Here is a 25,696-nt window from a genome sequence, read left to right as displayed (position 1 = left end):
NGGCAAGTTGCCCTACACCTTCGAGGCCAACGGCGGCCAGGCTGATGCCGCGGTGAAGTTCCTCGCCCGCGGCCCCGGCTACAGCCTGTTCCTGACTCCCGGTGAGGCGGTGCTGTCACTGCACACCAGCCAACCGAACCTGGCGCCGCGGTCCCGGCCCGGCGCCCGGCCGGAGCCGGTGCCCGCGCCGACGCCGGCCGCCGCTCCGGAACCGACCGCCGCGGCGACGCCCCCGGCGGTGCTGCGCCTGAGCCTGGTCGGCGCCAATCCCGACCCGGTCATCCACGGCGAGGCCGCTCTGCCGGGCAAGGTCAACTATCTGCGCGGCAAAGACCCCGCGGCCTGGCGCACTGGACTCGCCACCTATGCCAAGGTGCGCTACGAGGGCGTCTATCCCGGTGTCGATCTGGTCTATTACGGTACCCAGGGGCAACTGGAGTATGACCTGGTGCTGGCCCCGGGGGCGGACCCCATGGTCATCCGGCTGGCCTTTGCGGGGGCGGATCGGATGCGGCTTGATGACACCGGCAATCTGGTGCTGACGCTGGGTGAGCAGCAGGTCATCCAGCACAGTCCGCGGGTCTATCAGGAGAGCAACGGTGAGCGCACGCTGGTTCCGACGCGCTATGTGCTGGCGGACAACCGGCAGGTGAGTCTTGCCGTTGGGGACTATGACGCCGGGCGGGCGCTGGTGATCGATCCGGTGTTGGTGTACTCCACGTACCTCGGCGGCAGCGGCCACGACAGGGGCACCGGCATCGCCGTGGACGGCGCTGGGAATGCCTACGTAACGGGCTTTACCAGCTACGACTTTCCGACCCGCCAGGCCCTGCAACCGGACGGCCATGGGTGGGATGCCTTTGTCGCCAAGCTCAGTGCCGATGGCGCCACGTTGCTTTACGCGACCTACCTCGGTGGTAGCGCCTCTGACGGAGGCGAGGGCATCGCCGTGGACGGCGCTGGGAATGCCTACGTAACGGGCTTTACCAGGTCCACCGACTTCCCGACCCACCAGGCCCTGCAGCCGCACTACGGCGGCGGAAATGATGCCTTTGTCGCCAAGCTCAGCGCCGATGGCGCCACGCTCGTCTACGCGACCTACCTCGGCGGCAGCGACAACGACTATGGCACTGGGATCGCCGTGGACGGTGCCGGGACTGCCTACCTGACGGGAGGGACCTGGTCCTCCGACTTCCCGACCCGCCAGGCCCTGCAGCCTGACAACGACACAAGCCGCGATGCCTTTGTTGCCAAGCTCAGTGCCGATGGCACCACGCTGGTCTATTCAACCTACCTCGGCGGCAGCCTCTGGGACGAGGGCGCTGACATCGCCGTGGACGGCGCCGGGAATGCCTACCTGACTGGAGCGACCGAGTCCGCTGACTTCCCGACCCGGAACGCCCCGCAGTCTGACTTTGGCGGCGGATACTCCGATGTTTTTATTGCCGAGGTCAGTGCCGATGGCACCACGCTGGTCTACGCCACCTACCTCGGTGGCAACGGCATGGACCGGGGCAATGGCATCGCCGTAGACGGTGCCGGGACTGCCTACCTGACGGGACAGACCAGCTCCGCTCACTTCCCGACCCGGAACGCCCTGCAGCCGGACTTCGGCGGCGGATATGACGATGCCTTTGTCGCCAAGCTCAGTGCCGATGGTGCCGCGCTGGTCTACGCCACCTACCTCGGTGGTAGCGCCTCTGACGGAGGCAATGGCATCGCCGTAGACGGTGCCGGGACTGCCTACCTGACGGGAGGGACCTACTCCTCCGACTTCCCCCGCCAGGCCCTGCAGCCCGACCTCAGTAGTTATGGCGGTGCCTTTGTCACCAAGATCAGTGCCGATGGCGCCACGCTGGTCTACTCGACCTACCTCGGCGGTAGCTCCGGCACTGGCATCGCCTTGGACGGCGCCGGGACTGCCTACCTGACGGGATGGACCGACTCCCCCGACTTCCCGACGCGCAACGCTCTGCAGCGCGATTATGGCGACGGTGGTTATGATTCCTTTGTCGCCAAGATCGCGGATGAGACGACCGCACCGGCGATGGCGTTGCCCTGGCTCGCGGCCCTCGGCGATCTGACGGGTGACGGCACCCAGCACCTTGCGGTCTTGTTTGCCGATGCCACGGCAGGGACGGTGACCGCGCAGATCAAGCAGGCTGTCAGCGGGACATTGGTACAGACCTTTGTTTTTGATCAAGGGTATGCGCCCCTGGACCTCGCCGTGGTCCCCGATCAGAACGCCAACGGCACCCCGGAGCTAGCCTTGCTGGGCCGCCATGCCGCGAACGGCAGCGTCCAGGTCGAAGTGCGCGACACACTCACCGGCGACCGGCTGAGCGCGGTCGCCTTCAACCCTGCCTTTGCGCCTCAGCGGCTGGCGATGCTGCCCGATCGTAACGGCAACGGCGCGGCGGAATTGGCGGTGCTCGGTATCAAGGCCAGTAACGGCGCAATTGCCGCCGAGATCAAGGATGCCGCCACCGGCGCCGGGCTGGGCCAGATTTTCTTCGCCAAGGCATTTCAACCCGTGGATTTCGCCGCGGTCGCCGACGCCAACGGCAACGGGGCCGCGGAACTCGCCGTGCTCGGGGTCGATGCCGCCGGTCAGCCGCGAGTCGAACTGCGCGACAGCGGCAGCGCGGCCCTGGCGAAGGTCCTGTGGTCGCCGAAATGGACCACCCCGCTCGGCCTGGCCGAACTGCCGGATGCCAACGGCAACGGGACGCCGGAGGTGGCGGTGCTGGGACGCAGCGGATCGGCCGTCCTGGTCAAGACCGCGGATACGGGCACCGGCGACCAACTCGGGTTCGTCTACTACAACCCGAACTTCGCGCCGCGCCAGATGGCCGCGCTGCCCGACCTCAATGCCAATGGCGTAGCCGAACTGGCGGTGTTGAGCCGCGATGCCGGCGGTCAGCTCAAGACCGAGCTGCGTGATGCCGTCACCGGTGCGCTGGTGCGTAACCTCTGGTTCGATCAGCTCGCCCCGCTGGACCTGGCGGTGTTGCCCGACCTGAACGGCAACGGCAGTCCGGAGATCGCCGTGCTCGGCGTGACGACAGCGGGTGGGATCCAGGTCCTGATCAAAGACACCGCGACCCAGGCGGAGGTCAGTCGGTTGGAATTCCAGTAGGGCGTTCCAGCTTATCTTGCGGATACGTACTCGCTGAGGGTTACCATCCGTGGCACTGGATTCCGGCATCCTGCCGGAATGACGGCGCAACTTAAGTTGGAATGGGGTACTAGCCCCCTTGTGGCGCCGGCTTCCAGCCGGCGCAAACCCGGCGGTTGTGCTGAGGAACAGACACTGGCAGCGAATTCTGCAAACCGATTCCAACGCTACGGCTCATACCGCAGCGTGAGATAGAAGGCCCGCCCCGGCTGGTTGTAGAAAGCGGCGGTCTCGTAGTCCTGGTCAAAGACGTTTTTCAGCCGGCCTTGGAGGCGCAGGCTGGGGGTGAAGGCGTATTCGGCGCGCAGGTCCAGCAGGGTATAGGGATCGAGTGTGTAGACATTGGCCAGGTCGTCGTAACTGCGCCCGGCGGCGAACAGGGTGGCGCCCAGTGACCAGCGCGCGAAGCGTCGGTCCAGGTCGAGTTGGCCCTGCTGCTGTGGGCGGCGCGGCAGGAGATTGCCGTCGTCCGCGCCATTGGAGCGGTTGCGGGGGTCCAGCAGCGTGAGGCTGAAGCCCAGGTCCCAATCCTGCATCGCCGCGTTGGCGCTGAGTTCCAGCCCCTGGATCTCGGCCTGGGCGATGTTGTTGGCGCTCTGGGTGAAGGCGTCGAAGGCGATCATCTGGTCCAGTTCGGTACGGTAGAGATTGAGTCCCCAGCGTCCATCGACCCAAGACTCCGGCAGCGCCCCGTCGAACCCCAGTTCCAGGCTGTTGGATTCCTCGGGGTCCAGGTCCGGGTTACCGAAGAAGGGATAGTAGAGTTCGTTGAAGGTCGGGGCCTTGAAGGCGGTGCCGTAGGACACCGACGCCTGCAGGGTGGGGGCGAAGCGGTAGCCCAGGGCGGCGCTGCCGGTGGTGTAGCTGCCGAACTGCTCGTTGTCATCCTGGCGCAGGCTCAGATTCATGGTCGCGGCCCGCCATTCGCCTTGGTATTCGCCGAAGACGCCGGTGTCCGCGCGGGAGTCTTCGGCATAGATGACGCTGCTGTCGATGCGGTCGCGCTGGTAATCGACCCCGAGGCTGACGAGGTGTCCGGCGTGGATGCTGATGTCGTTCTGCCAACTCAAGCTGTCACGCTGGGTGTCGAAGTCACCGGCGGCAACGCGCTCGACCGCGGCGTCGCTGTAGTCGGCCGTGTATTTGTCCAGGCTGTAGCCGGCGGACAGGGTGACGACCCAGGGGGTGAAGGGCACCAGGCGGGTGCGGGCACCGAAGACCTGCTGGGCGCTGCGCGAGCGGTTGCCGGAGACGAGGGTGCCGTCGAAGTCCGTGGTGGTGTTGGCACCCAGGTAGCTCAGGTCGATCTCGGCGCGTTCACTGAAGCGGTAGCCGAAGCGGGCGCTGCCGCCCACTTGGGTGGAACCGTCGCGATCCGGTTCGAACACACCGCAGCCGGCGAAGGGGGCGATCTGGCCGTAGCAGGCGTTGAATCCGTCGGTCTGCGCGAAATCGCCGCTGACGTTGAACCAGGCGTGATCTCCACCGCCGGAAAGGCCGCCGGAGATGGCGGCGGTGTTGAATGACCCACCGGTGACCGCCACCCTCGGGGTCAGGTCGCCGCCGCCGCGGCGGGTGAAGATCTGAATCACGCCGCCGATCGCCTTGGAGCCATACAGGCTTGAGCGGGGTCCGCGCACCACCTCGATCCGCTCGATCTGCGCAATGGGCAGGTCGGCCCAAGGGGTGGTCCCGAGGGTGGCCGAACCGACCTTCACGCCATCCACCAGGACCAGCACGCTGTCCGAGTTGGTCCCGCGCAGGTAGACGGAGGCAACGCCGCCGCTGCTGGAGACGGTGACACCCGGCAGCCCGCGCAGGGCATCCGGAACCGAGCGTAATTGACGTTTTTCGATCATCGCGCGGTCCACCACCGAGACGGAGGCGAGGGTACGGTCGGCGCGCTCGGGGGTGCGGGTGGCGGTGACCACGACCGGGTCCAGGACGGTCTGCACTGCGGCGGACGGATCACTCTCGGCCAGGGCCGAGAGCGCGAACGGCAGCCCCAGGGCGGCCACGAACGGAAGATGCTTCAAGGTACGACTCCACGACAACGCCGATGGCCCGTGCACACCCGCAGGGGACCTGGGCAAGATGAAGGATGTTGGAGGCGTAACGAACGGGGGCGTGGCAGACGCCGTGCAGACGACGGCCTGACTACCCGGTCGGCCGCACCCCGCGACCCCGGTGATGATCCTCCGGCCGGTCTCCGGGCTCACGAGTGGGAGTGGAACTCCCCGGTGCGGCGCCTTCCCGTGTGTAGACACAGTGGCATAGTGCCGAACTTCGACTCGTTTACCGTTGCGGGGGCAGCGCCGGGTTGGCGCCCGGACTGGAGCGCGCACCGACTTCCCGTTTAACCCCTGGGGCGAAGGCCCGCGGGGCACCGGAAGATCAAGGGGTGGCACTCTAGGGCGTGACCGCCGAGCCGTCAATCACCGTAACGGCCGGCGCGGGTCCACGCGCCGGCCTGGCGATTTCAGGTTGATTTGTTCGCGCCAGCCCTGACAGTCCGGATCATTGACGGATTAACATGCATTTCGTGTCGGACCTGCGCTACTCTAGTCCACAAACCGAGCCACCACCGACCGAGGTCCCCATGAACGACACTGCCGCCAAGACCGCGCCCGCCGCCGATCTTACCCATCGCATCGGTACCCGCCTGCGTCAGGCAAGGCATGACTTGGGGCTCTCATTGAGCGAACTGGCGGAGCGCACCGGCTGCTACTCCAAGTCGCGGATCAGTAATTACGAGCAAGGATTGCGCCGCATGGGTCTGGAAGAGTCCGCTATCCTCGCGTCCGCGCTGGGGACCGTCTCTCCCACCTGGCTGCTCTGTCTGGATGACGATCCACCGGTCGAGCCGGAGGAGGCCGACCTGATCGCCCGTTATCGCGCCACCGACGACGAGGGCCGCGCACGCCTGCGCGAACTGGCGCAATCTCTGCCCGCCGCGAAGGCTAAGCGCGCCAAGAAGACGGCTTGAGTCGCCGGCCGCGGCCCTGATCACCATTTCCGGGGTTGTCGACGCGACGCTCAGGCCAGGATCGACGGGGTTCGCGGGCCGAGGGCCCTAGAGGTACCAGACCGGTATCGCCGAAACCGTTGTGGAGAGCGGCACATCCGTCTCCTTGAGACAGAGTACCGCACCCTCGCCGATGCGCCGTCCGGTTTTGTCCAGGACGCCGAAATTGCCCGCGGCATGACGGCTGGGGGTCGCCGTCTTCTTGATCTCGACCGGGTAGAGCGTGTCGTCCTGCTCGATCAGCAGATCAATCTCCTTCATGTCGCGATCTCGGTAAAAGAAGAGGTTGCCGGTGCGTCCGTTATGCCAATAGCCCTTTAAAACCTCGGTGATCACATGGGTCTCCAGAGCGGGGCCGGACATGGCTCCCGCCTCCAGTGATTGCGGCGATGTCCATTGCGTAAGCCAGGCGCACAGACCGGTATCGAGAAAATACAGTTTCGGTGTCTTCACCAGTCGCTTGGTCACGTTGCTGTGCCATGGCGGCAGCAGATAAACGAGCCCCGACGTCTCCAGGATACTCAACCAGGCTTTCACGGTTTTCTGATCGACATCAACATCGCGCGCCAGATCGGCGAAATTGACCAACTGTCCGGTCCTGGCCGCTGCCGCCCGCACACAACGCTGGAAAGCCAATGTGTCGCCGACTCGGGCAAGACTGCGTACGTCCCGTTCGATGTAGGTCTGGAGATAGGAGCGATAGAAAATGTCCCGCGGCATGTCAGGGTCCAACGCGATCCGCGGGAAAGCGCCGCGCCAGATCGCGTGATAAAGCTCCAGCAGGGTTGGCGGCGGACCGGCCCGCCCCCGCGCCGACACCAGCCACTCGGCTGTCGGCACGAAGGGCAGCGAGCGCGCGGCATGACCGGCGAGTTCCGCCTGGGACAGACCGAGCAGATCGAGGATCGCCACCCGCCCGGCCAGGGACTCGGTAATCCCCTGCATCAGATGGAACTTCTGGGAACCGGTAAGCCAGTACATACCTGGTTGCCGTGCCCGGTCGACGGCCAGTTTGATCCCGCTGAACAGTTGGGGGGCGTACTGGACCTCGTCGATGATGACCGGCGAGGTATGGCGTTGCAGAAATAACGCGGGATCACGCTGCGCCAAGTCACGTTGGTCCAGATCGTCCAGCGTGACATAGCCCCGGCCCGGCTCCGCGCAGGACTCCAACAGCGTGGTCTTGCCGACTTGCCGTGGGCCGGTCAGCAGAATAACCGGAAAGCTTGCAGAAACTTGTCGGAGGGTCGTGGTCAGGGTGCGATCGACAAGTGGCGGCATGGTCTTCGGCTAATCTGGAGTGTAGTTCCAGATTAGCCGAAGAAATGGCCGATGTCATCTGCCGTGCGCTACGTGTGCCGTCGGCAGGCAGGCCGTCGATCCGTCGATCGCTGTCTCTGGTATCAAAACCGATAGACCTTGGCTGTCGCTTTGCCTTGAGTCTGAATACCGGGTGTGGTGGTGAGGATGTGCCGTCTGGCTTTGGCGCCATAGCCGAGCTTGGCCAGCGCCTGTCCGACCTCGCTGGCAGTGTAGGTCCCTTCGGGTGTTGGTGTGCACATGCTGCGTAGTTTGGCGAGGACTTGGGTGTGGTTACTGTCCGTGTTCAGCTTGGCAGAGGGGTTGGCGTTCGCCGACGACGGCGCGGCGGCCTTGTTGAGGGCGCCGACGGGAGACGCTGCGGCCTGACGGGCGCCGCTCGGCAGCGTGCTGATCAGTCGCCTGACGGGCGGCTTGGCGGTACGCTGTTTACCGGGGGTCGGTAACAGCAGGGTGGTGACCCGACTGCTGCGGGCGCAGGGGGGATCGCTGTCGACGTAGGCGGCCAGGGCTCGGCAACCGTGCGTCTTGGCGTGCTCGGCGGCGCCCACCAACAAATCGTCGCGCGAGACAATGACTACCAGTTCACCGCACTGGATGTGGCGCTCCAGGTTAGCCCCTAATTCCATGATCAAAGCGATATCTGCGGCGTCCTTGCGGCTGGGGACCTCGATCCCGATCGTCTGGATGTCGGGGGCGGCGGCCTGGAGTTCCTGGGCCCAGACCGCGATCAGGCTGCCGCAATTGTTGCCGGCGATGACGCCACTGAGGTTACGCACGCCAAAGTCGTCGCGAAACAGCGAGATCAGGTCCGCGGCGCATTGGGCGGACTGATTGTCGGCATCGATGTAGAGCGTCGCTGAGGGTGTGGCGCTGGTCGGTCGGGACTGGGATGTTTGTTCCTCAGCCGTCGGCCAGTCGTCGGCCCGACCGCATTCTGCCGACCAGGTTGGCTCCCACTCCGCCACCTGCGCCCAGGCGGTGTTGATCAAGCCAGGGTTGGGCGCTGTATCCGGGGTCTCGCACCACGGCAGCTGGTCATACTCCGGATCCTCTGATGACAGCGCTGTTACCGGTTCCGAAGGCGGGTGTGGCAATGGGTTCTGGCCGTCAAAATCGAGTGCCGTAGGTTGGGGTGACGAAGGAACCCCAACGGACAACGCCTGAGATCGTTGGGGTTCCTTCGTCACCCCAACCTACCGGACTTCATCTGCTGCTGGCTGCAAATCAATCCCAATTCAGCGCCCCGCCGGTCTGATATTCGGTGACCCGTGTCTCGAAGAAATTCTTCTCTTTCTTCAGGTCCAGAACCTCGGACATCCAGGGGAACGGATTTCCGGCGCCCGGGTATTGCTCCGCCAGACCGATCTGGGCGCAGCGGCGGTTGGCGATGAATTGCAGGTAGTCCTCGAACATCGGGGCGTTCAGCCCGAGTACGCCGCGCGGCATGGTGTCATAGGCGTAGCGTGCTTCGAGTTCCACCGCCTCGCGGATCATCGCCACCAATTCCTGTTTGAAGGCTTCAGTCCACAGGTGCGGGTTCTCGATCTTGATCTGATTGATGACATCGATGCCGAAGTTCATGTGCATGGACTCGTCGCGCAGGATGTATTGGAACTGCTCGGCGGTGCCGGTCATCTTGTTGCGGCGGCCCATGGACAGCACTTGCACGAAGCCGACGTAGAAATAAATCCCCTCGAAGATGACATAGAAGGCGACCAGTTCGCGCAACAGCTTCTGATCGTTCTCGGGGGTGCCGGTATGGAAATGCGGGTCCGCCAGATAGCGCGTGAAGGGCAGCGCCCATTCGGCCTTGCGGGCGACGGCCGGGACCTCCCGATACATGTTGAAGATCTCGCCCTCGTCCAGGCCCAGGCTTTCCACGACATATTGATAGGCGTGGGTGTGCACGGCCTCCTCGAACGCCTGGCGCAGCAGGTATTGGCGGCACTCCGGGTTGGTGAGGTGGCGGTAGACGGCCAGCACGAGATTGTTGGCGACCAGCGAATCGGCGGTCGAGAAGAAGCCCAGGTTGCGCTTGATGATGGTGCGCTCGTCCTCGGTCAGACCGTTCGGGTCCTTCCAGAGGGCGATGTCCGCATTCATGTTGATTTCCTGCGGCATCCAGTGGTTGGCGCAGGCGTCCAGGTACTTCTGCCAGGCCCAGTCGTACTTGAAGGGGACGAGCTGGTTCAGATCCGCACGGCAGTTGATGATGCGCTTGTCATCCACCCGCACGCGGCCGGCGCCTAATTCAAGTGACTCGAGACCGGTGGCCCCGCCCGCGGCCGCGGCGGCGCTGTCGGCGGTGCGGCGTGCCGTCGGCGCCAGGCCGGACAGCAGGGTGTCCTCGAAGGGCAGTTCCACCTGCGGGGCGAACGGATTGGGGTCGACCACGGGCGCCGCACCGGCGGTCTGCATCAGCGCCTCGTTGCTGACCAGTCCATGCCCAGGACGCACCTGGGTCCGGAGGTCAGGGGCACCCGACCGGGTCGCGAAGGGGGTCGCCGCCGGGGCGTCAGAGGCCATCCTGGGCCGCTGGGGCAGTTCGGCGAGCGGATCGAACGCGGCCAAAGGCGGTACCGGGCGGGTCGTGCCGGGCTTGGCGGCGGCGAGTGGATCGTCCCAGTTCAACATCGTGGTCAGTCCTCGGGATTCGGCTGCTGGTTCAGGTGCCTGGGCAAGGTCCTGGTGGTCGCCGCGCGGCGAATAGGGCGTAGGGCGGCGCGTCTGGAGTCTCGGCGGTGATCTTATTATTCTAGGCGATTGCTCGGAGATGTCCAGTCTCAATCACAAGATATAGTGGTAAAATGCAGAAGAACACACTTCATCGTGTGTTTGGCGTCAGGACGCGCGCCCGACCAGCGCTCCGCGCCCGGTCAGGTAGGCGAGCCCGACCATCAGCGCCAGGACCGCCGCCGTGGTGCCGATCAGCGGCAGCGCGGCGGCGCCGGCCAGTCCGGCGGCGAACCCGAGCGACGCGGCCAGATAGGTCGCGAACAGCACTGCGATGGCAGGCACCGGATAGGGTAACGGGCGGTTGCGTTGGCTGATGCCGTAGAAGAGCCCGAGGCGCAGCGCCGCACCGGCCGTCAGGGCCAGCACCAGGCCGGGGAATCCGAGCCAGGGGATCAGGGTGAAGACCCCCAGCACGGTCAGCGCGGCGGCGGCATATTGGATGAACATTTGCTGGTGGCTGGTGTTGCCGAGGAAAAGCCCCATCGAGGTCAGGTCCGCGACGGTGCGCAGCAGCATGACCAACAGCAGGGCACTCGGCCACCAGACGGGTACCGCAAAGGCCGCGCCGAAGAGCACCCGCAGGAGCAGCGGGTTGAGTAACGAGACGCCGGTACAGAGCAGAAAGATCAGCAGGATGCCGATCGCGGCATAGTGCACCAGGCGGCGCTCCCCATCCGGGCCGGCGATGAGCCGGTAACGCTGGGCGCTCCACCAGAGGGTGAAGGGCTGGAAGGCGATCGCGCAGAGCATGAACAGCTTCACGGCCGCCGCGTAGTGGCCGTAGCTCTCGGCATCCAGGTGCGCGGCCAGGACCCAGCGCTCCATGCCGTTCATCATGAACGCGGCGATGCCGCTGCCGAGGATCGGCACGCCGAAGATGAGCAGGCGCCTGGCCGCCGGTAACTGCAGGGCGATGCCGCTGTCACGGACCTGGCTGATCACCGCCGCCGCCGCCATCACGCAGGCCGCCCCGGCACTGACCGTCATGATGCCGAAGACCCCAAACCCCAGGTAGACGGCGATGACGTTGCCCGACGCCTGGAGCATGGCATAGATGATCATGAAGCGGGCATAGGCCGCGGCCCGGTCCTGCATCCGCAGGATCATGTTCGGCAGGGCGATCCAGGACGAGGCGATGCCGGCCAGGATAGCCAGGCGCAGCAGACCCGGTTCCTGATCGCCCGGCAAGACCTGCACCAGCCAGGGCACCAAGGCCAGCAGAACGAGCAGAAACAGCAATCCGCCCAACAGGGTCAGCCCGAGGCCGTTGGCCTTGGCCGAACGGTCGTCCAGGGGCACCTGCCCGGCGGCTGCCGCGGCAGATTGGGCGCCCGTGCCGGCAAACCGCAGCACCGCCTCCAGCAGTCCGAAGCCCGCGAGCAGTCCGACCGCCTGGGTGGCGGTGACCAGCAGGTCGAGTTGACCGAACTCGACCGGCCCCAGGACCCGCGCCACGTAGGGCAGGGTCAGAAACGACACGCTACGCATGAGGATGTAGCTGCCGGCGTAGGTCAGGGTCGATTTAATCACGGGCGGGACGCGCTCGGCTGGTTGATCGCGGGGTCGATCCCGGGGTTGATCGGGACGATGCAGTGGAAGCAGGTTTGCTTGAAAGGAACGAAAGCGTCTATCGTTGTCACCTTGCACGATCGTGGAGCCTGGTCATGGGGCCGGGGTCCCGACGGCCGGTCACGGCTTGACGGGTTGCCGCGGAGCCGCTTGACCGAAACGTCCGAAACACACACTGCCGCCAGGAGACGGCCCTATGATCGAGAAGATCGAAGTTGATACCCCCACCTGCATCGGCTGCGGAACCTGCTGGGTGGTTTGCCCGGACTCCTTTCGCGAGGTCGAAATAGGCGATGAATTCAAGGCCGCGACCACCGGCCGTCTGGCGGCCGAGAAGGTCCTGCAGGAGGTCGCGCAAGGTTGCCCCAGCCTCTCCATCTCGCTGTACGACAGTGCCGGGGCGGTGATCTTCCCCTCCGAGGCGCAACGCGAGGAGTTGCGCCAACGCCTCCAGTGGTGAGCCCGGCGGCCGGCGACTGCTGACGCCATCGGCCGCTGTTGCATCAAGGAAGAAAGGAACAGCAGTAATCGGTCACGGTGCGCACCCGCAATCCAAACCGCTCCCCGGCCCCGACCGTGAAGGACTCACCGCCCTTGAAGGTGCGCCAATCGGCGGTGTTGGGGAGTTGGACATCCAGGTCCCCGGACAGGATCTCCATCAGTTCCCCGCTGTTGGTGTTGAACGCGTACTCACCGGGCTGCATGATCCCCAACGTCTTGCGGCTGCCGTCGGCAAAGCGGATGGTGCGGCTGGTCACGCCGCCGTCGAAGAAAATGTTGGCCTCACGGACGACGTTGACCTGCTCAAACTCGGACATAGCGTGTCTCTCGACTGACGGTTGGGCTGATTATTGTTGAATGGAGAGCATCAAGGGTTCGAGTTGGTCCCAGACCTGCTCAGCCTGGCGCGGCGAGAGGAGCTTGGGCAGGACGTCCCGCAGTTCGTCCAACTCCGCGCGCAGTTCGCTGGCGTCGGTTGCCGCATCGATCCGTTCGACCCGATGCGCCCCGACCGGACCCAGCGCACCCAGTACGACATAGCGGGCGAAACCCTTCGCCTTCTCCAGATTGAAGTGCGGCTCGGGCGGAATGTCGACTCCCGCCGGTGCCGCTTCCTGCAGCGCCTGATGTTCGTACGCGAGCAGGTCCCACTCATCAATGCTGTAGGCACCCATTTCGAATGCCGACTCATGCGGAGCGAGGAACCCGCCGGCGAGCAGGGTATCGAGCTGCGCCTCGACCTCGCCGCCGATCTCGGGGTGTCGCGACAGAATCTCTTCGACGGTCCGGTGTCCGTCGAGCAGGATCAACAGGTGACGCAACTCCTGGGACAGTCCAAAGGTCCTGCTGCGAATCTCTTCCTGGCCTTCCGCGGTCCTGATCAGTATCTGGTGATGGTCCATGGACGGCTCCCGACCTCGTTCGGTTAGGAAAAAAGTAGGTTATGCAATCGCCTTGGTGGCTTCGTGCGGATGCTACCCGCGTTCCGTGGGGTGTTCAAGACCTCACAAGAAAACCGGAGATCGGGGCTTTACCGTGAAAGTGCGTAGTCAGGCCATCCTGGCCTGGCGGCGTCGGGGCTGGAACAGTCAGGGCTGGAAGCCCTGACTACGGCTATTGACAGGACTCGCACTCCGGCTCCAGGATCGAACAAGCCTTGGGCGCGGCGCCGTTCCCCTTATCTTTATCCAGTGTGATATAGCTCCCGCCCACCGCGCTCAGCCGATTGGCCTTGCTTGCATCATCCATGGTGGATTTCTCCACATGGGTGGCGCCCATGGACCGCAGATAGTAGGTGGTCTTGAGGCCCCGCACCCAGGCGAGCTTATAGAGGTTGTCGAGTTTCTTACCGCTCGGCTCGCGCAGGTAAAGGTTGAGACTCTGCGCCTGGTCGAGCCATTTCTGGCGGCGGCTGCCGGCCTCGATGAGCCAGCGGGCGTCGACTTCGAAGGCGGTGGCGTAGAGGCCTTTCAGTTCGTCCGGGATGCGGTCGATCTGCTGCACCGACCCGTCGAAATATTTGAGATCATTGACCATGACGGCGTCCCATAACCCGCGTTCCTTCAAATCCGCGACCAGGTAGGGATTGACCACGGTGAATTCGCCGGAGAGGTTCGACTTGACGAACAGGTTCTGATAGGTCGGCTCGATGGACTGGCTGACGCCGACGATGTTGCTGATGGTGGCGGTCGGCGCGATGGCCATGCAATTGGAGTTGCGCATCCCGACGGTCTGCACCCGGCTGCGCAGGCTGTCCCAGTCCAGCGTGTGGCTGGTGTCCATCTGGAGATAACCGCCGCGGCCCTCGGCCAGCAGTTGGATGCTGTCGAGCGGGAGGATGCCGCGGCTCCACAATGAGCCCGTGAAACTCGGATAGCGCCCGCGCTCCTCGGCCAGGTCCGCGCTGGCCCCAATCGCGTAGTAGCTCAGGTATTCCATGCTGGTATCGGCGAACTGCACGGCGTCCTGACTCTCGTAGGGGATGCGCAGTTGGTAGAGCGCATCCTGGAAGCCCATGATGCCGAGTCCGACCGGGCGGTGACGCAGGTTGGACTTGCGCGCCTGCGGGACGTTGTAGAAGTTGTAGTCGATGACATTGTCGAGCATCCGCATGGCGGTGCGGACCGTGGCTTGCAGGCGCTTGGTATCCAGGCCCTGGTCGGTGACATGAGCGGCCAGATTGACCGAGCCGAGATTGCAGACGGCAATCTCCTGGTCATTCGTATGCAACGTAATCTCGGTGCACAGGTTGGAGCTGTGCACGGTGCCGACGTGCTGATTGGTATAGCGCAGGTTGCACGGGTCCTTGAAGGCGATCCAGGGGTGACCGGTCTCAAACAGCATGGCGAGCATCTTGCGCCACAGGTCGAGCGCCTTGATGCGCTTGCTGACCTTCATCTCGCCGCGCTCGGCGCGCGCCTCGTAGGCGGTGTAGGCGGTCTCGAAGGCCTGGCCCATCAGGTCGTGCAGGTCCGGGGTTTCGTCCGGTGAGAACAGGGTCCACTGCTGATCTTCGGCCACCCGCTTCATGAACAGATCAGGCACCCAGTTGGCGGTGTTCATGTCATGGGTGCGACGGCGGTCGTCGCCGGTGTTTTTGCGCAGATCCAGGAATTCCTCGATATCGATGTGCCAGGTTTCCAGATAGGCACAGACGGCGCCCTTGCGTTTCCCCCCCTGGTTCACCGCCACGGCCGTGTCATTGGCGACCTTGAGGAATGGCACTACACCTTGACTGCGTCCGTTAGTCCCCTTGATGTGCGCACCCATGCCGCGCACCCGGGTCCAGTCATTGCCCAGGCCGCCGGCGAATTTGGACAGCAGCGCATTGTCCTTGATGGCGCTGTAGATGCCGTCGAGGTCATCCGGTACGCTGGTGAGGAAGCAGGAGGACAGCTGCGGCCGCAGGGTGCCCGAGTTGAATAGGGTCGGCGTGCTGCTCATGAACGCGAAGCTGGAGAGCAGTTCATAAAACTCGATGGCCCGCTCTTCGCGCTCGATTTCGTTGATGGCGAGCCCCATGGCGACGCGCATGAAGAAGGCCTGAGGCAGCTCGAAGCGCAGGCCGGCGGCGGTGTGGATGAAATAGCGGTCGTAGAGTGTCTGGAGCCCTAGATAGTTGAACTGGAGGTCGCGCTCGGGCCGCAAGGCCGCGCCCAGGCGCGCGAGATCGAAGCGGGCGAGTTGGCGGTCCAGCAGTTCCAGGTCGCCGGCACGCCGGATATAGGCGCTGAAATAGTCGCCGTAGCGCTCGGCCAGATCGGCCTGGGTTTCGACCCCGACGGCCATCTCCAGGTAGCCCAGGGTCTCGCGGCGCAGCAGGTCCAGCAGCAGCCGGGCGGCGACCTGGCTGTAGGCGGGGTCGGTCTCGATCAGGGTGCGGGCGGACATCACCAGCGCCTGGCCCACGTCGGCCTCGCGGACGCCGTCGAAGAGGTTGCGGGTGGTGTCGGTGAGGATGGCCGCCGCGTCAACTCCGGCGAGTTCGCGGCACGCTTCGTCTACCAGACGACCCATGCGCGCGACGTCCAGGGGTCGGGTGCTGCCGTCGGCGAGGGTGACGTGCAGTGGGTGTGCAGCCGCCGGTGTGGTGTCGGCGGCGGCCTGGTGGGCGCGCTCGCGGGCCCGCTCCTCGCGGTAGAGCACATAATCGCGGGCGACCTTGTGTTCACCAGCCCGCATCAGGGCGAGTTCGACCTGATCCTGAATATCTTCGATGTGAACGATGCCGCCGCCGGGCAGCCGCCGGGTCAGGGCGGACGCGACCTGTTCGGTCAGTTCATGCACCCGGTCATGAACACGGCTTGATGCTGCGGCACTGCCGCCTTCCACGGCCAGGAAGGCTTTGGTCATGGCGACCATGATCTTGTTGGGGTCGAACGCGGTGGCCTGACCGTTGCGGCGGATGACCTGAAGTCGCCCCGGGGTCTGCGCGGTACCGGCTCCGCCCGCTGATTGGCGGCTGAAGTGCGGTGTCGACTCGCGGGCGGCGAGGTCGGGTTCGCGCGGTTCTGGACTTGCCGCGCGCGGCGGTACTGGTGTGGACATGGCTCCTCCTGATCGGCCCGAGGGGTCGGGGCGGGTGGTGTCGAAGCGGGGATGCAGCGGCCTGATCGTCTGGCGCGCATAGGGATGAGACACAATATATGCGCTTCAGGAAGCGCGTCAACCACTATATCTTGTTCGCGGGCCGTGGATCATGCCGAGTCTGGATGGTGACGCATGGCGCGCTGGACGCGTCTTAGCGGGTCTCGACCAGGAAATAGAACGGTGGGTCTGGACGGATGGGTTCGATCCGCGCGGAGTAGGTGCGGGTCTCTCCTGGTTCTAGCATGTCGTGTTCGACCGGCGGAGATGCGGCCTCGCGGATCAGGCGGGCGGCACCCGTCTGGAGCCCCTTGCGGTCGAACAGCAGGATCGTCGCGTAAGGGCTGATCGTTGCCGCGCTGGTGTTCTTGAGCACCGCATAGCAGGCGAGCGCTTTGTCATCACCCGGTCCGGCAGTCGAGAAGCTCAACTTCTTGACATATTGATTGTCGACATCAAAAATCCTGTCGATAGCGAGTACGGCGAGGCCGGGGATTCTCTCCTTCATCAGCGTGTTTCGTTCCACCTCTTGGGCTGCCAGCAGTTGCTTGGTCTGCTCCAGTTCATTCTGAACACGGTTGACTTCGCTCGCGAGGAGTCCGGCCTCGGCGTCCAGCGTCTCGCCCCGGAAGTGGGAGCGGATCAGGAGTATGGCCAGTACGACCGCGGCGATGATCGCGGTCAGCGCGATCAGGCGGGTGGCCCAGAGTTGTCGGCTGCGCTTGGCCCGGCTGATGGCGTGGGCCGACAGGTGTCGCCCGTTGGGGCGGCGGCTGTCACGGTGCGACCCCGATCCATGGTGGCCGTGGCGCGTTCGCTGGTAGAGCCCGCTACGGGCGTCGATCGTATAGCGGGCGGCGGTCGTCGCCGACACGGACGTGTCCCGGGTCGGGTCGGCGGGGGGGGTGCCGACTCCGGTGAGCGGCGGGATCTGCGCGTCCGGGCTGGGCCCGGCAGCGGGCGTCGGCGCGTCGTTGCTGCCCATTCTGTGCGATCTATCTTTGGAAGCTGCGGTCAAAGGATAACGTAGCGCCCGGCCCTGGGGCAAACCCGACGCCGGGTATGGGTCTCCGGCAGGACGCGTCGCATCACTGTCACGGGACCGCTATACTGCGGTCACATCCGTGAACGCGACGCGCAACGGTCCCAGCGGGACCCGACCTGAATCGATCAACGCGGTGACGCCGACCATCGGGGTCAGTCATTCCCGGAGGAGGAACATGCAGATGAAAGTCGGCGATGTCATGAGCCGCGAGGTGCGCACGGTGCAGCCGGGCCAGCGCATCCTGGAGGTCGCTTCATTGATGTGTCTGTATCGCTATCATGGGTTGCCCGTGGTGGACGACGCGGGGCGATTGGTCGGTGTGGTCGCCGAGCGGGACGTGCTGCACAGCCTGTTTCCGACCATCGACAGCCTCGTTGCCGAGGGTATGCATGGCGTGGATTTGGACCGCCAGTTGGAGACCTACGGCGAGGTATTGGAACGCAGTGTCGAGGAACTGATGACGCACAGCCCGATCTCGGTTGATCCGGAAATGCATCTGTTGCGTGCCGCAACGGTCATGGTGCGGCACAACTTCAGGCGGATACCGGTGACCGAGCATGGTCGTCTCGTGGGTATGCTGAGCCTGGGTGATGTCCATAAAGCGATCTTCCATGCTAACATCACGGGAGCGTTGGCGCGTTGAACATGTCCGAGGCCCTCTGGTATCGTTGGTCCGGCGAGGACCTTGAAGTGACGTTGCGCGTGCAGCCGCGCGCCCGTCACGACGCTTTCGGGGAAGCGCAGGACGGGAGCCTGCGGGTGCGCATCCAGGCCCCGCCGGTCGAGGGTCAGGCCAATGCCGCACTGCGCCGGTTTATCGCCGGTGCGTTCGGAGTCGCCCCCTCGCGGGTGACCTTTCTCAGCGGCGAGCAGTCACGCATCAAACGACTGCTGATTCGCTCGCCGGGCCAATTTCCGGTGCCCATTGATCGCTCCCAGGGTCCGCCGGTGCCGCGTCGGCGCTGAGCGGCAGGTCAGGTCTGAGCCGCCGCGGCGGGGGCCGGAACCCTGTCTTTATTCCGTGTATACTCTGGCTGGATACCAACTCATCACGGCGGTTGAGACAGACTCGAAGGGCCATGCAAACCCCCGCACTGCAACGACGGCTCGCCACTTACCAGCATTGGAAACTGCGGGTGACGCGCGCTATCCAGGATTTGGAGACCTGGCTTGCAGCGCACCGGCGTGCCACTCCGCCGGCGCGCGAGCACCTGCGCGCCGCGCACGAGGCCGTGTCACAAGACCGCCTGAGGGTCGCCTTGGTGGGGGAGTCCGCACGCGGCAAGACCGAACTCATCAACAGTCTCTTTTCCGCCAACCTCGGTGCCCGCCTGCTGCCGTCGGCGGCCGGGCGCACCACCCGGTGCCCCACCGAACTGTTGTGGGATGACCAGTACGACGAGGCGTATCTGCGCCTGTTGCCGGTTGAGACCCGCGCCCTGGATACGCCGCTTGCCGCGTTGCGGTCCGATCCCAAGCATTGGGTCCATTACCCGCTCGATGATGCGCATCCCGAGCAGTTGGCGGGAATCGTCGCGGAAATTCTGCTGACCAAGACGGTGTCGATGGGCGAGGCGGCCCGCCTTGGCCTGTCCAGTGTGGCCCAGGTGCCCGTCGGCCAACCGGCAACGGCCAATGTCGAGATCGCCAAATGGCGCTATGCCGTTCTGAGCTTTCCTCATCCGTTGCTCAAGCAGGGACTCGTCATCCTGGATATCCCTGGGGTTGATGTGCTGGACAGCGAGCCGGATATCACGGGTAGTGTGCTCTCCTCGGTCCAGGCCGTGCTGTTCGTGCTGGCCGCGGACACCGGCGTGACGCGCGGCGACTTGGCAATCTGGCAACACCACTTGCAGGGATTTCAGGGTGGCCGCCAGCGTGCCATGCTGGTGGTTCTCAACAAGATCGATGCGCTGGGCGGTGCGCCGCACGATCTTGCACAGCAGGATGACTTGATCGCCGCGCGACGGCGCGACACGGCGCAGGCGCTGGGTATCGGCGAAGACGCTGTGTTTCCGGTCTCGGCCCGGCAGGCCCTGGCGGCCACCGACGGCAAGGACGAGATGCTGCTGCGGCGTAGCGCTCTGCCGGCCTTGGAGCGGCACCTCGCCACCAAGATGCTCGAGACCAAACATCAGTCGCTGATCGACGTGATCGACGCGAGTGTCGGCCAGGTCTTGGATCGCAACAGAGCACGTATCGCGTCGCGTATCAGCCGTGTCAAGTCCCAGTTGGAGGAACTGGAACAACTGCGCGACAAAAGTCATGACGTGATCGCCCAACTGCTGGATCGGACCCGGCGAGAACAAGAACGCTATCTCAAGGGCTTGCAACAGTTTCAGCAAAGTCGGGAGGAGTTGCTCATCCAGACACGCGAGTGTCGTCGTCTTCTGGAAGTCGAGAACATCGAGGCGATGATCGACCGTGCCCAGCGTGACCTGACGGGGAGTTGGACGACCGCCGGACTGACGGCCGCCATGAAGCGACTCTTCGACGAGTTGCGCCGGACCATGCAGTCGATCGCGACGGAGAGTGAGCGTATCCGCAGGTTGGTGCGGGAGACCTACCAGATTTTTCGCGAGGGTTTTGGCTTCGACCTGGTCATGCCGAAGGTCTTTTTGCCCATGAAGTACCGGGTCGAGATCGAATTGTTGTACCAGGAAATGGATGGATTCCGCCGCAGTCCACGGATGATTCTGGTTCCGCGGGGCATGGTGACCCGCCATTTCAACCAACGGCTGGTGAGTCGTGCGCAGGTGCTGTTCGATCAGTTGCGGGTCGCCTTCGACGGCTGGATTCGCGATAGCTTGCAGCCCCTGGCGGAAGAGATACAAGATCATAAACAGATGATGGAAAAGCGTCTTGAGAATCTGCAGCGGATCGGACGCTCGAAGGATGCCCTGCAGAAGCGGATCGACGATATGCAGACTCAGTACGTCGGCTTTGCCCAAGAGTTGACCGCCCTGCGCAATATTCACAATGCTTTGCACTATGACCCGCTCACCGAGCAAGAGGCGCCGCAGCGGCCGCGTCTCGTGTGTGGCTGAGCGGTAACCCAGCGCCTATTCAACGACGGAATCATCCTTGATGTTCAAACACATTGCCCTGGCGATATTCGCGGCGGTCACCCTGATTCATGGCGTTCGGCTAGCGGCTGAACCCATGACACGCGCCGGTGAGTTCACGATTTACCACAATGCGGTCAATGCCGACACATTGAGTCCGGAAGTCGCGAAGACCCACAGGATCGAACGCAGTCAATACCGTGGGGTCTTGAACGTCAGCGTCATCAAGGACCAGGTCGGAACGACCGGCATCCCGGTCAAAGCGCTGGTGGACGTGGCGATCATCGACGCGGCCGACCAGCCGCTTCGGGTTCCCATGCACGAGATCGAGGAGCGCGGCTTTGTCTCTTATATTGGCGCGTTTCCGATCGCCGACGGGCAAGAGATCAAATTCGAAATCAAGGTGCGGCCGGTGGGCGCTGCTGAGTCGACGGTCGTGCGGATGAGCCAGGAGTTCTTTACCGACTGAGATAGGCAATCCAGGAGCAACGCATCTTCGTGGGGGCCTCGATCAAGATTCCGGCCACTTGGGCTCGCCGGGTGCGTAGTCAGGCCATCCTGGCCTGGCACCGTCAGGGCTGGAAGCCCTGACGACGCACGCCGCTGGTCGGGATTACGATCAATGCCTTCGTAGGGATCAGCAACTCGATTACGACAACGACGACGACGACGACGACGACGACCGCTACCGCGACGCCAAAGACGTTCCCTAAGAAAACAATTGCCACAGGCCGTAAACGCCGCACGCGATGACGATGAGCCCCGCGGACTGTCGCACGCGCGGTTGCTCCGCCAGGCGGGCGGCGGCGCCGGCCAGCAGGCCGATGCCAAGCAGGTTCGGCAGCGTGCCGACGCCGAAGGCGATCATGACCAACGCGCCGCGGCCGACACTGCCGGTGGACAGCGCGGTGATCAACATGCTGTAGACCAGGCCGCAGGGTATCCAGGCCCAGAAGAAGCCGATGGTGATCGCCTGCGTGACCCGTCGCACGGGTAGCCAGCGACGGGTCAGCGGCTCCAGTCGACGCCACAACCCCAGCCCTAAGCGTTCGGTGAGACGCAGGATGCGCCACCAACCGCCGAGGTACAGACCAAGCAGGATCATCATCACGGCGGCCAGTCCGTACAAGGCGCGCTGGGCGATTTGTAGTGTGTCCAATTGCAGCAGCACGGCACCCAGGCCGCCGACCAGTGCCCCGCCGAAGCCGTAGCCGAGAATCCGTCCCAGGTTATAGCCCAGTTGGAGCGGCAGCAGGCGCCAGGGGTCCCGGCGCGTGCGCGCGTCCAGGCCCAGCGTGAGCGAGCTGACCAGGCCCCCGCACATCGTCAGACAATGGACGCCGCCGAGCAGACCGACCAGCAGGGCGGTAAGGTAGATTCCGAGAGGGTTCATAGGGGAGTGGCCCGGCGCGGGGTGATGGCGGTAAGGACACGCGGGTTGGTCTGCCGCGAACACGGGGAGGCTAAGAGCGGTTTGGCGCCTGGGGGCGGCTCGACCGCGCCGACGGCGCCAGCATGTCCGTTGCTACAAGCGACCGGCATCCCGTTCTTGGCTCAGTGCCCGATGTATTATAACAAGGACAATTTCTTTCTAGCGCAACATGATCATGCAAGCCTACCAACGCGAGTTCCTCGGTTTCGCCGCCGCGATCGGTGCCCTGCGGTTCGGGGAGTTCACCCTGAAGTCCGGCCGCCGGAGCCCTTATTTTTTCAACGCCGGACTCTTTGATACCGGTGCACGGCTGGCGCGACTGGCCGCGGCCTACGCCGCGCGGATCGGTGCCTCTGCCGATGCCTTCGATGTCCTTTATGGTCCCGCCTACAAGGGGATCCCCCTGGCCGCGGCGACCAGTATCGCACTGGCCCGGGAAACCGGTCGGGATGTTCCCTACGCCTTCAATCGGAAGGAGGCGAAGGATCACGGTGAGGGCGGCGTGATCGTTGGGCATCCGCTCGCCGGGCGGGTGCTGATCATCGATGACGTCATCACCGCCGGCACCTCGGTGCGTGAGTCGATCGAGGTGATTCGTGCGGCGGGGGCGCAACCCATGGGCGTCGTGATTGCCCTGGATCGCCAGGAACGCGGTGCGGGCGAGCGCTCGGCCGTCGCTGAGGTTCAGGACCTGTTCGGCATCCCGGTCTTCAGTATCGTCTCACTCGATGACCTCATCGAATTCCTGGAGATTTCGGAGTCTGACAGTGCTTTGCGCGACGCGGTACGGACCTACCGGTCGCGTTATGGGGTCTAATGAAGTGGTATGAGCGCGATGCGGTGGTTTGGGTGGTTCCGCGAAGCGGTGCGTGATTGGCGTACCGGTGGCTCAAGTGTGACTGCGGAGATTGGAGACCCCATCATGGTAGGATCGGTCGCTTTCATGCAAGCACAGCGTTTCGTCCAGCGGCGGTTAGGTCTGCGGCGGGTACCGGTCGCCGTGCTGTTGATGTTGGGTGTCCTGGGTCCGGCGCTCGGTGACGGGCCGAAGACGTATCGCTGGACGGATGAGAGCGGGATCGTCCACTACACCGACCAGATTCCGCCAAACCAAGTCGACAAGGGACATGCGGAGTTGAGCAAGCAGGGCGTCCGTATCGATCAGGTGGCTCCCGCGCAAACGATCGAGGAGATCCAGCGTGAGCGCGCGCTGGATCGCCATCGCGCCCAACAGGAGCGCTTGGTCGATCAGCAGAAGGCCGCCGATCGGGTGCTGTTACGGACCTTCCGCTCGGTCGATGATCTGGTGATGGCGCGGGATGGAAAGCTGGCGGCCATTGATGTCGTCATCCAGGTCGCCCGCGGTAACATCCGTCGTCAGCAGGAATGGCTGCGCAAGCTGCGCACGGACGCGGCCGATCTGGAGCGGGCGGGCAAACCGCTCCCGCAGCACCATGTCGAGGGAATCAGCAAGACCGAGCGCCAAATTCGCGAGTCCTATGCCACCATTGTCGACCGTGAGCAGCAAAAGGAGGCGATCAGGCAGGATTTCGATCGCGATCTCAAGCGTTTCCGCCAGCTCAAGGACATCCCGGAAGAGCGGCCGGAGGCGCCGCGGGGATCGCCCCAGTTCGCCTTGCGTAATCTCGTGACCTGCGATACAGACACGCAATGTGATCAGTATTGGGCGCGAGCGGTTGCCTATGTCCAGGCGCACGCCACCACCGCGATTCAGACCAGCGGTTCGAATATCGTGATTACGGCCCCTGCGGAAACGCGCGAGGATCTGAGTCTGACGCTCTCCCGCATCCAGGAAGACGATGGTTCGACCGCATCCATTTTTCTCGACTTGCAGTGCAAGAACCACGCGTCAACCGACACCAGTTGCGGTGACCAACGCGCCGCCGGGGTGTTGAACGGGTTTCATGAAGCGGTGACTGGAGCAGCGCCCAGGGAGGCATTGAATTCAATCGAGATGGTCAATTGAGGTCGCGGCACGGTCGATCGGATTGGAAGGTGCTGCCAGCCGACCGATCCGGCGTGCCGCGACCGCCGCGGGATCCCGTCAGCGGCGGCGAATCAGGGTGCCGATGCCCTCATCGGTGAAAAGGTCGAGCATCACCGCGTGTTCGACCCGGCCGTCGATGATATGCGCGCTCTTCACTCCCGCCTGTACCGCGTCCAGGGCGCACTGCACCTTGGGCAGCATGCCCCCGGCAATGACGCCGGTGCGGATCAATTCCTGCACCCGCCCAACGTCGAGTTCCGGAATCAGGCAGCCGTCCGCATCCAGCAGGCCGGGGGTGTTGGTCAGCAGCAGGAGCTTTTCCGCCTTCAGCACTTCGGCGACCTTGCCGGCGACCAGGTCGGCATTGATGTTGTAGGAGCGGCCATCGGCACCGACCCCGATCGGGGCGATGACGGGGATGAAATGACCGCCGATCAGCAGATCGACGACCGAGACATCGATACTCTCGACCTCACCCACGTGGCCGAGATCAATGATCTCCGGCTCGGCCAACTCGGGCGCATCGCGGCGCAGGAGCAGTTTGCGGGCGTGGATCAGGTCGCCGTCCTTGCCCGTCAGGCCCACCGCGGATCCCCCATGCCGATTGATCAGACTGACGATTTCCTTGTTGACGAGACCGCCTAAGACCATCTCCACCACGTCCATCGTATCCGCGTCGGTGACCCGCATGCCTTGGATGAACTCGCTGTCCTTGCCCAGCCGTTTGAGCAGTGAGCCGATCTGCGGTCCACCGCCGTGGACCACCACCGGATTGAGCCCCACCAGCTTCATCAGGACCACATCGCGGGCGAAACTCTGCTTGAGTTCCTGGTCAACCATCGCGTTGCCGCCGTACTTGATCACGACGGTGGTGCCGCGGAAGCGGCGGATGTAGGGGAGGGCTTCGATCAGGACATGGGCGATCGTGTGCGCCCGTTCACTCGGCAATGACATAGGTTCTCCGCGTGTGCTGGGTAAAGAGTCGGAAGTAAGTAAAACAACGACAACGACAACACTGGTGCTTAAGGCATGGTCTAACGGACCTGTTTACGCTGTTAGTGAACCGTTCCTTAGGGTGCGAAGCGGCCGGTGCAAGACCGGTGTCAGAAAGGTAACGGCAGACCAGGGGCCGCCTTCTCCATCAGGCGGCGGAACAGCGATTGAATTTTTTCCAGTGCCTGAGCGTCGTCGCCTTCAAAGCGGAAGGTCAGTTGCGGCAGGGTGTTGGATGCACGCACCACACCGAAACCGCGGTCGAACTCGGCGCGCAGGCCATCGATGCGAATCACCTCCACCCCGTCGAGTCGGTCGGCCAGGCGCAGCACGGCCCGCATGATGCGCTCAGGCTCGCCCTCGGCCAGCGGCATGGCGAGTTCCGGTGTCGTCAGTCCACCGGGTAACGCTGCGAAAATCTCGGTCGTCGAGCGGGGATCGAGCGACAAGACCTCGAGCAGGCGCGCCCCGGCGTAAAGCGCGTCGTCAAAACCGAACCAGCGCTCCTTGAAATAAAGATGTCCGGTCAATTCGCCGGCCAGCAGTGCCCCGCTTTCGCGCACCTTGGTTTTGATCGGGGCATGGCCCGAACGCCACATGACGGGTCGCCCGCTGGCTTGGCGGATCACCTCGGCCAAGTGTCAGGGCTAAACCGTTCTAGCTAACTTTCAGTGATTCAACGTGCGGTTGTCCTCGACTCTGGACACTGCCCGGCCGCTCGGGTATAAAGCGCGT

General features: G+C 64.3%; 20 protein-coding genes, 1 pseudogene and 1 riboswitch. Of the genes and pseudogenes, 9 read left to right on the top strand and 12 right to left on the bottom strand.

The window, feature by feature from the left end; all coding sequences use genetic code 11:
• Position 1: 1 nt before the first annotated feature.
• Positions 2–3,139: pseudogene (locus tag A39O_RS0113385) on the top strand (DUF7948 domain-containing protein); the annotation flags it as partial.
• 206 nt (positions 3,140–3,345) lie between these two features.
• On the opposite strand, the gene btuB reads toward A39O_RS0113385, so the two are convergent.
• Positions 3,346–5,214, bottom strand: a complete 1,869-nt coding sequence (btuB, locus tag A39O_RS0113380; protein ID WP_020505169.1) for a TonB-dependent vitamin B12 receptor — start codon at positions 5,212–5,214, stop codon at positions 3,346–3,348.
• 147 nt (positions 5,215–5,361) lie between these two features.
• Positions 5,362–5,584: riboswitch (cobalamin riboswitch) on the bottom strand.
• Positions 5,585–5,777: 193 nt separating this feature from the next.
• On the opposite strand from btuB, the gene A39O_RS0113375 reads away from it, so the two are divergent.
• Positions 5,778–6,164: a helix-turn-helix domain-containing protein gene (locus A39O_RS0113375; RefSeq protein WP_040527816.1), complete on the top strand. Its 387-nt coding sequence runs from the start codon at positions 5,778–5,780 to the stop codon at positions 6,162–6,164.
• Positions 6,165–6,251: 87 nt separating this feature from the next.
• On the opposite strand, the gene A39O_RS0113370 is transcribed toward A39O_RS0113375, so the two are convergent.
• The 4 genes from A39O_RS0113370 to A39O_RS0113355 form a co-directional block, all read right to left on the bottom strand.
• Complete coding sequence (locus tag A39O_RS0113370) at positions 6,252–7,484, bottom strand: ATP-binding protein (RefSeq protein ID WP_020505167.1); 1,233 nt, start codon at positions 7,482–7,484, stop codon at positions 6,252–6,254.
• 122 nt (positions 7,485–7,606) lie between these two features.
• Entirely contained in the window at positions 7,607–8,515 is a 909-nt protein-coding gene (locus tag A39O_RS36580) for a PIN domain-containing protein (protein ID WP_020505166.1), read from the bottom strand.
• Between the two features lie 235 nt (positions 8,516–8,750).
• The gene (locus tag A39O_RS0113360) at positions 8,751–10,160 is read right to left on the bottom strand and encodes a ribonucleotide-diphosphate reductase subunit beta (RefSeq protein WP_020505165.1); all 1,410 of its coding nucleotides are present in this window, start codon (positions 10,158–10,160) and stop codon (positions 8,751–8,753) included.
• 207 nt (positions 10,161–10,367) lie between these two features.
• Positions 10,368–11,792 carry a lipopolysaccharide biosynthesis protein gene (locus tag A39O_RS0113355; protein WP_020505164.1) on the bottom strand — a complete coding sequence of 475 codons (1,425 nt, stop codon included), beginning with the start codon at positions 11,790–11,792 and terminating at the stop codon, positions 10,368–10,370.
• A gap of 235 nt (positions 11,793–12,027) precedes the next feature.
• Here A39O_RS0113355 and A39O_RS0113350 point away from each other — a divergent pair, with 235 nt between their 5' ends.
• The gene (locus tag A39O_RS0113350; protein ID WP_020505163.1) at positions 12,028–12,291 is read left to right on the top strand and encodes a ferredoxin; all 264 of its coding nucleotides are present in this window, start codon (positions 12,028–12,030) and stop codon (positions 12,289–12,291) included.
• 43 nt (positions 12,292–12,334) lie between these two features.
• Here A39O_RS0113350 and ppnP read toward each other — a convergent pair whose 3' ends face one another.
• The 4 genes from ppnP to A39O_RS0113330 form a co-directional block, all read right to left on the bottom strand.
• On the bottom strand, positions 12,335–12,649 hold the full coding sequence (gene ppnP / locus A39O_RS0113345) for a pyrimidine/purine nucleoside phosphorylase (protein ID WP_020505162.1): 315 nt from the start codon (positions 12,647–12,649) through the stop codon (positions 12,335–12,337).
• A gap of 30 nt (positions 12,650–12,679) precedes the next feature.
• Positions 12,680–13,234 (bottom strand): hypothetical protein, encoded by a 555-nt coding sequence (locus A39O_RS0113340; RefSeq protein ID WP_020505161.1) that lies wholly within the window; start codon positions 13,232–13,234, stop codon positions 12,680–12,682.
• Positions 13,235–13,445: 211 nt separating this feature from the next.
• A complete protein-coding gene (locus A39O_RS0113335; RefSeq protein WP_020505160.1) occupies positions 13,446–16,379 on the bottom strand; it encodes a ribonucleoside-diphosphate reductase subunit alpha in 2,934 nt (977 codons plus the stop codon).
• Between the two features lie 193 nt (positions 16,380–16,572).
• Complete coding sequence (locus A39O_RS0113330; RefSeq protein ID WP_020505159.1) at positions 16,573–17,403, bottom strand: hypothetical protein; 831 nt, start codon at positions 17,401–17,403, stop codon at positions 16,573–16,575.
• Positions 17,404–17,638: 235 nt separating this feature from the next.
• Between A39O_RS0113330 and A39O_RS0113325 the strand changes: the two genes are divergently transcribed.
• The 4 genes from A39O_RS0113325 to A39O_RS33370 all read left to right on the top strand — a co-directional run bounded on the left by A39O_RS0113325 (position 17,639) and on the right by A39O_RS33370 (position 20,997).
• Positions 17,639–18,106: a CBS domain-containing protein gene (locus tag A39O_RS0113325; RefSeq protein WP_020505158.1), complete on the top strand. Its 468-nt coding sequence runs from the start codon at positions 17,639–17,641 to the stop codon at positions 18,104–18,106.
• Positions 18,107–18,108: 2 nt separating this feature from the next.
• Positions 18,109–18,429 carry a DUF167 domain-containing protein gene (locus A39O_RS0113320; protein ID WP_040527810.1) on the top strand — a complete coding sequence of 107 codons (321 nt, stop codon included), beginning with the start codon at positions 18,109–18,111 and terminating at the stop codon, positions 18,427–18,429.
• A 113-nt stretch (positions 18,430–18,542) separates the two neighbouring features.
• Complete coding sequence (locus A39O_RS0113315) at positions 18,543–20,510, top strand: dynamin family protein (RefSeq protein ID WP_020505156.1); 1,968 nt, start codon at positions 18,543–18,545, stop codon at positions 20,508–20,510.
• A gap of 40 nt (positions 20,511–20,550) precedes the next feature.
• Entirely contained in the window at positions 20,551–20,997 is a 447-nt protein-coding gene (locus tag A39O_RS33370) for a DUF4426 domain-containing protein (RefSeq protein ID WP_020505155.1), read from the top strand.
• Between the two features lie 240 nt (positions 20,998–21,237).
• Here A39O_RS33370 and A39O_RS0113300 read toward each other — a convergent pair whose 3' ends face one another.
• A complete protein-coding gene (locus tag A39O_RS0113300; protein WP_020505153.1) occupies positions 21,238–21,921 on the bottom strand; it encodes a sulfite exporter TauE/SafE family protein in 684 nt (227 codons plus the stop codon).
• A 214-nt stretch (positions 21,922–22,135) separates the two neighbouring features.
• Here A39O_RS0113300 and pyrE point away from each other — a divergent pair, with 214 nt between their 5' ends.
• Together pyrE and A39O_RS0113290 are read left to right on the top strand one after the other, a co-directional pair.
• Positions 22,136–22,777, top strand: a complete 642-nt coding sequence (gene pyrE, locus A39O_RS0113295; protein WP_020505152.1) for an orotate phosphoribosyltransferase — start codon at positions 22,136–22,138, stop codon at positions 22,775–22,777.
• A gap of 105 nt (positions 22,778–22,882) precedes the next feature.
• Positions 22,883–23,947: a DUF4124 domain-containing protein gene (locus tag A39O_RS0113290; protein WP_169338441.1), complete on the top strand. Its 1,065-nt coding sequence runs from the start codon at positions 22,883–22,885 to the stop codon at positions 23,945–23,947.
• 78 nt (positions 23,948–24,025) lie between these two features.
• Here A39O_RS0113290 and argB read toward each other — a convergent pair whose 3' ends face one another.
• The gene (gene argB / locus A39O_RS0113285; RefSeq protein ID WP_020505150.1) at positions 24,026–24,922 is read right to left on the bottom strand and encodes an acetylglutamate kinase; all 897 of its coding nucleotides are present in this window, start codon (positions 24,920–24,922) and stop codon (positions 24,026–24,028) included.
• A 149-nt stretch (positions 24,923–25,071) separates the two neighbouring features.
• A complete protein-coding gene (locus A39O_RS0113280) occupies positions 25,072–25,590 on the bottom strand; it encodes a phosphohexomutase domain-containing protein (RefSeq protein WP_281170079.1) in 519 nt (172 codons plus the stop codon).
• Positions 25,591–25,696 lie beyond the last annotated feature (106 nt).

Source organism: Lamprocystis purpurea DSM 4197 (assembly GCF_000379525.1).
Lineage (GTDB): Bacteria > Pseudomonadota > Gammaproteobacteria > Chromatiales > Chromatiaceae > Thiodictyon > Thiodictyon purpureum.
This window is presented reverse-complemented; position numbering and strand designations above follow the sequence as displayed.

Bases quoted from the DNA above. Each gene is read 5' to 3' on its own strand.
- A39O_RS0113375 (WP_040527816.1), top strand. From the start codon at position 5,778: ATGAACGACACTGCCGCCAAGACCGCGCCCGCCGCCGATCTTACCCAT.
- A39O_RS0113370 (WP_020505167.1), bottom strand. From the start codon at position 7,484: ATGCCGCCACTTGTCGATCGCACCCTGACCACGACCCTCCGACAAGTT.
- A39O_RS0113360 (WP_020505165.1), bottom strand. From the start codon at position 10,160: ATGTTGAACTGGGACGATCCACTCGCCGCCGCCAAGCCCGGCACGACC.
- A39O_RS0113350 (WP_020505163.1), top strand. From the start codon at position 12,028: ATGATCGAGAAGATCGAAGTTGATACCCCCACCTGCATCGGCTGCGGA.
- ppnP (WP_020505162.1), bottom strand. From the start codon at position 12,649: ATGTCCGAGTTTGAGCAGGTCAACGTCGTCCGTGAGGCCAACATTTTC.
- A39O_RS0113340 (WP_020505161.1), bottom strand. From the start codon at position 13,234: ATGGACCATCACCAGATACTGATCAGGACCGCGGAAGGCCAGGAAGAG.
- A39O_RS0113335 (WP_020505160.1), bottom strand. From the start codon at position 16,379: ATGTCCACACCAGTACCGCCGCGCGCGGCAAGTCCAGAACCGCGCGAA.
- A39O_RS0113330 (WP_020505159.1), bottom strand. From the start codon at position 17,403: ATGGGCAGCAACGACGCGCCGACGCCCGCTGCCGGGCCCAGCCCGGAC.
- A39O_RS0113325 (WP_020505158.1), top strand. From the start codon at position 17,639: ATGCAGATGAAAGTCGGCGATGTCATGAGCCGCGAGGTGCGCACGGTG.
- A39O_RS0113320 (WP_040527810.1), top strand. From the start codon at position 18,109: ATGTCCGAGGCCCTCTGGTATCGTTGGTCCGGCGAGGACCTTGAAGTG.
- A39O_RS0113315 (WP_020505156.1), top strand. From the start codon at position 18,543: ATGCAAACCCCCGCACTGCAACGACGGCTCGCCACTTACCAGCATTGG.
- A39O_RS33370 (WP_020505155.1), top strand. From the start codon at position 20,551: ATGTTCAAACACATTGCCCTGGCGATATTCGCGGCGGTCACCCTGATT.
- A39O_RS0113300 (WP_020505153.1), bottom strand. From the start codon at position 21,921: ATGAACCCTCTCGGAATCTACCTTACCGCCCTGCTGGTCGGTCTGCTC.
- pyrE (WP_020505152.1), top strand. From the start codon at position 22,136: ATGCAAGCCTACCAACGCGAGTTCCTCGGTTTCGCCGCCGCGATCGGT.
- A39O_RS0113290 (WP_169338441.1), top strand. From the start codon at position 22,883: ATGGTAGGATCGGTCGCTTTCATGCAAGCACAGCGTTTCGTCCAGCGG.
- argB (WP_020505150.1), bottom strand. From the start codon at position 24,922: ATGTCATTGCCGAGTGAACGGGCGCACACGATCGCCCATGTCCTGATC.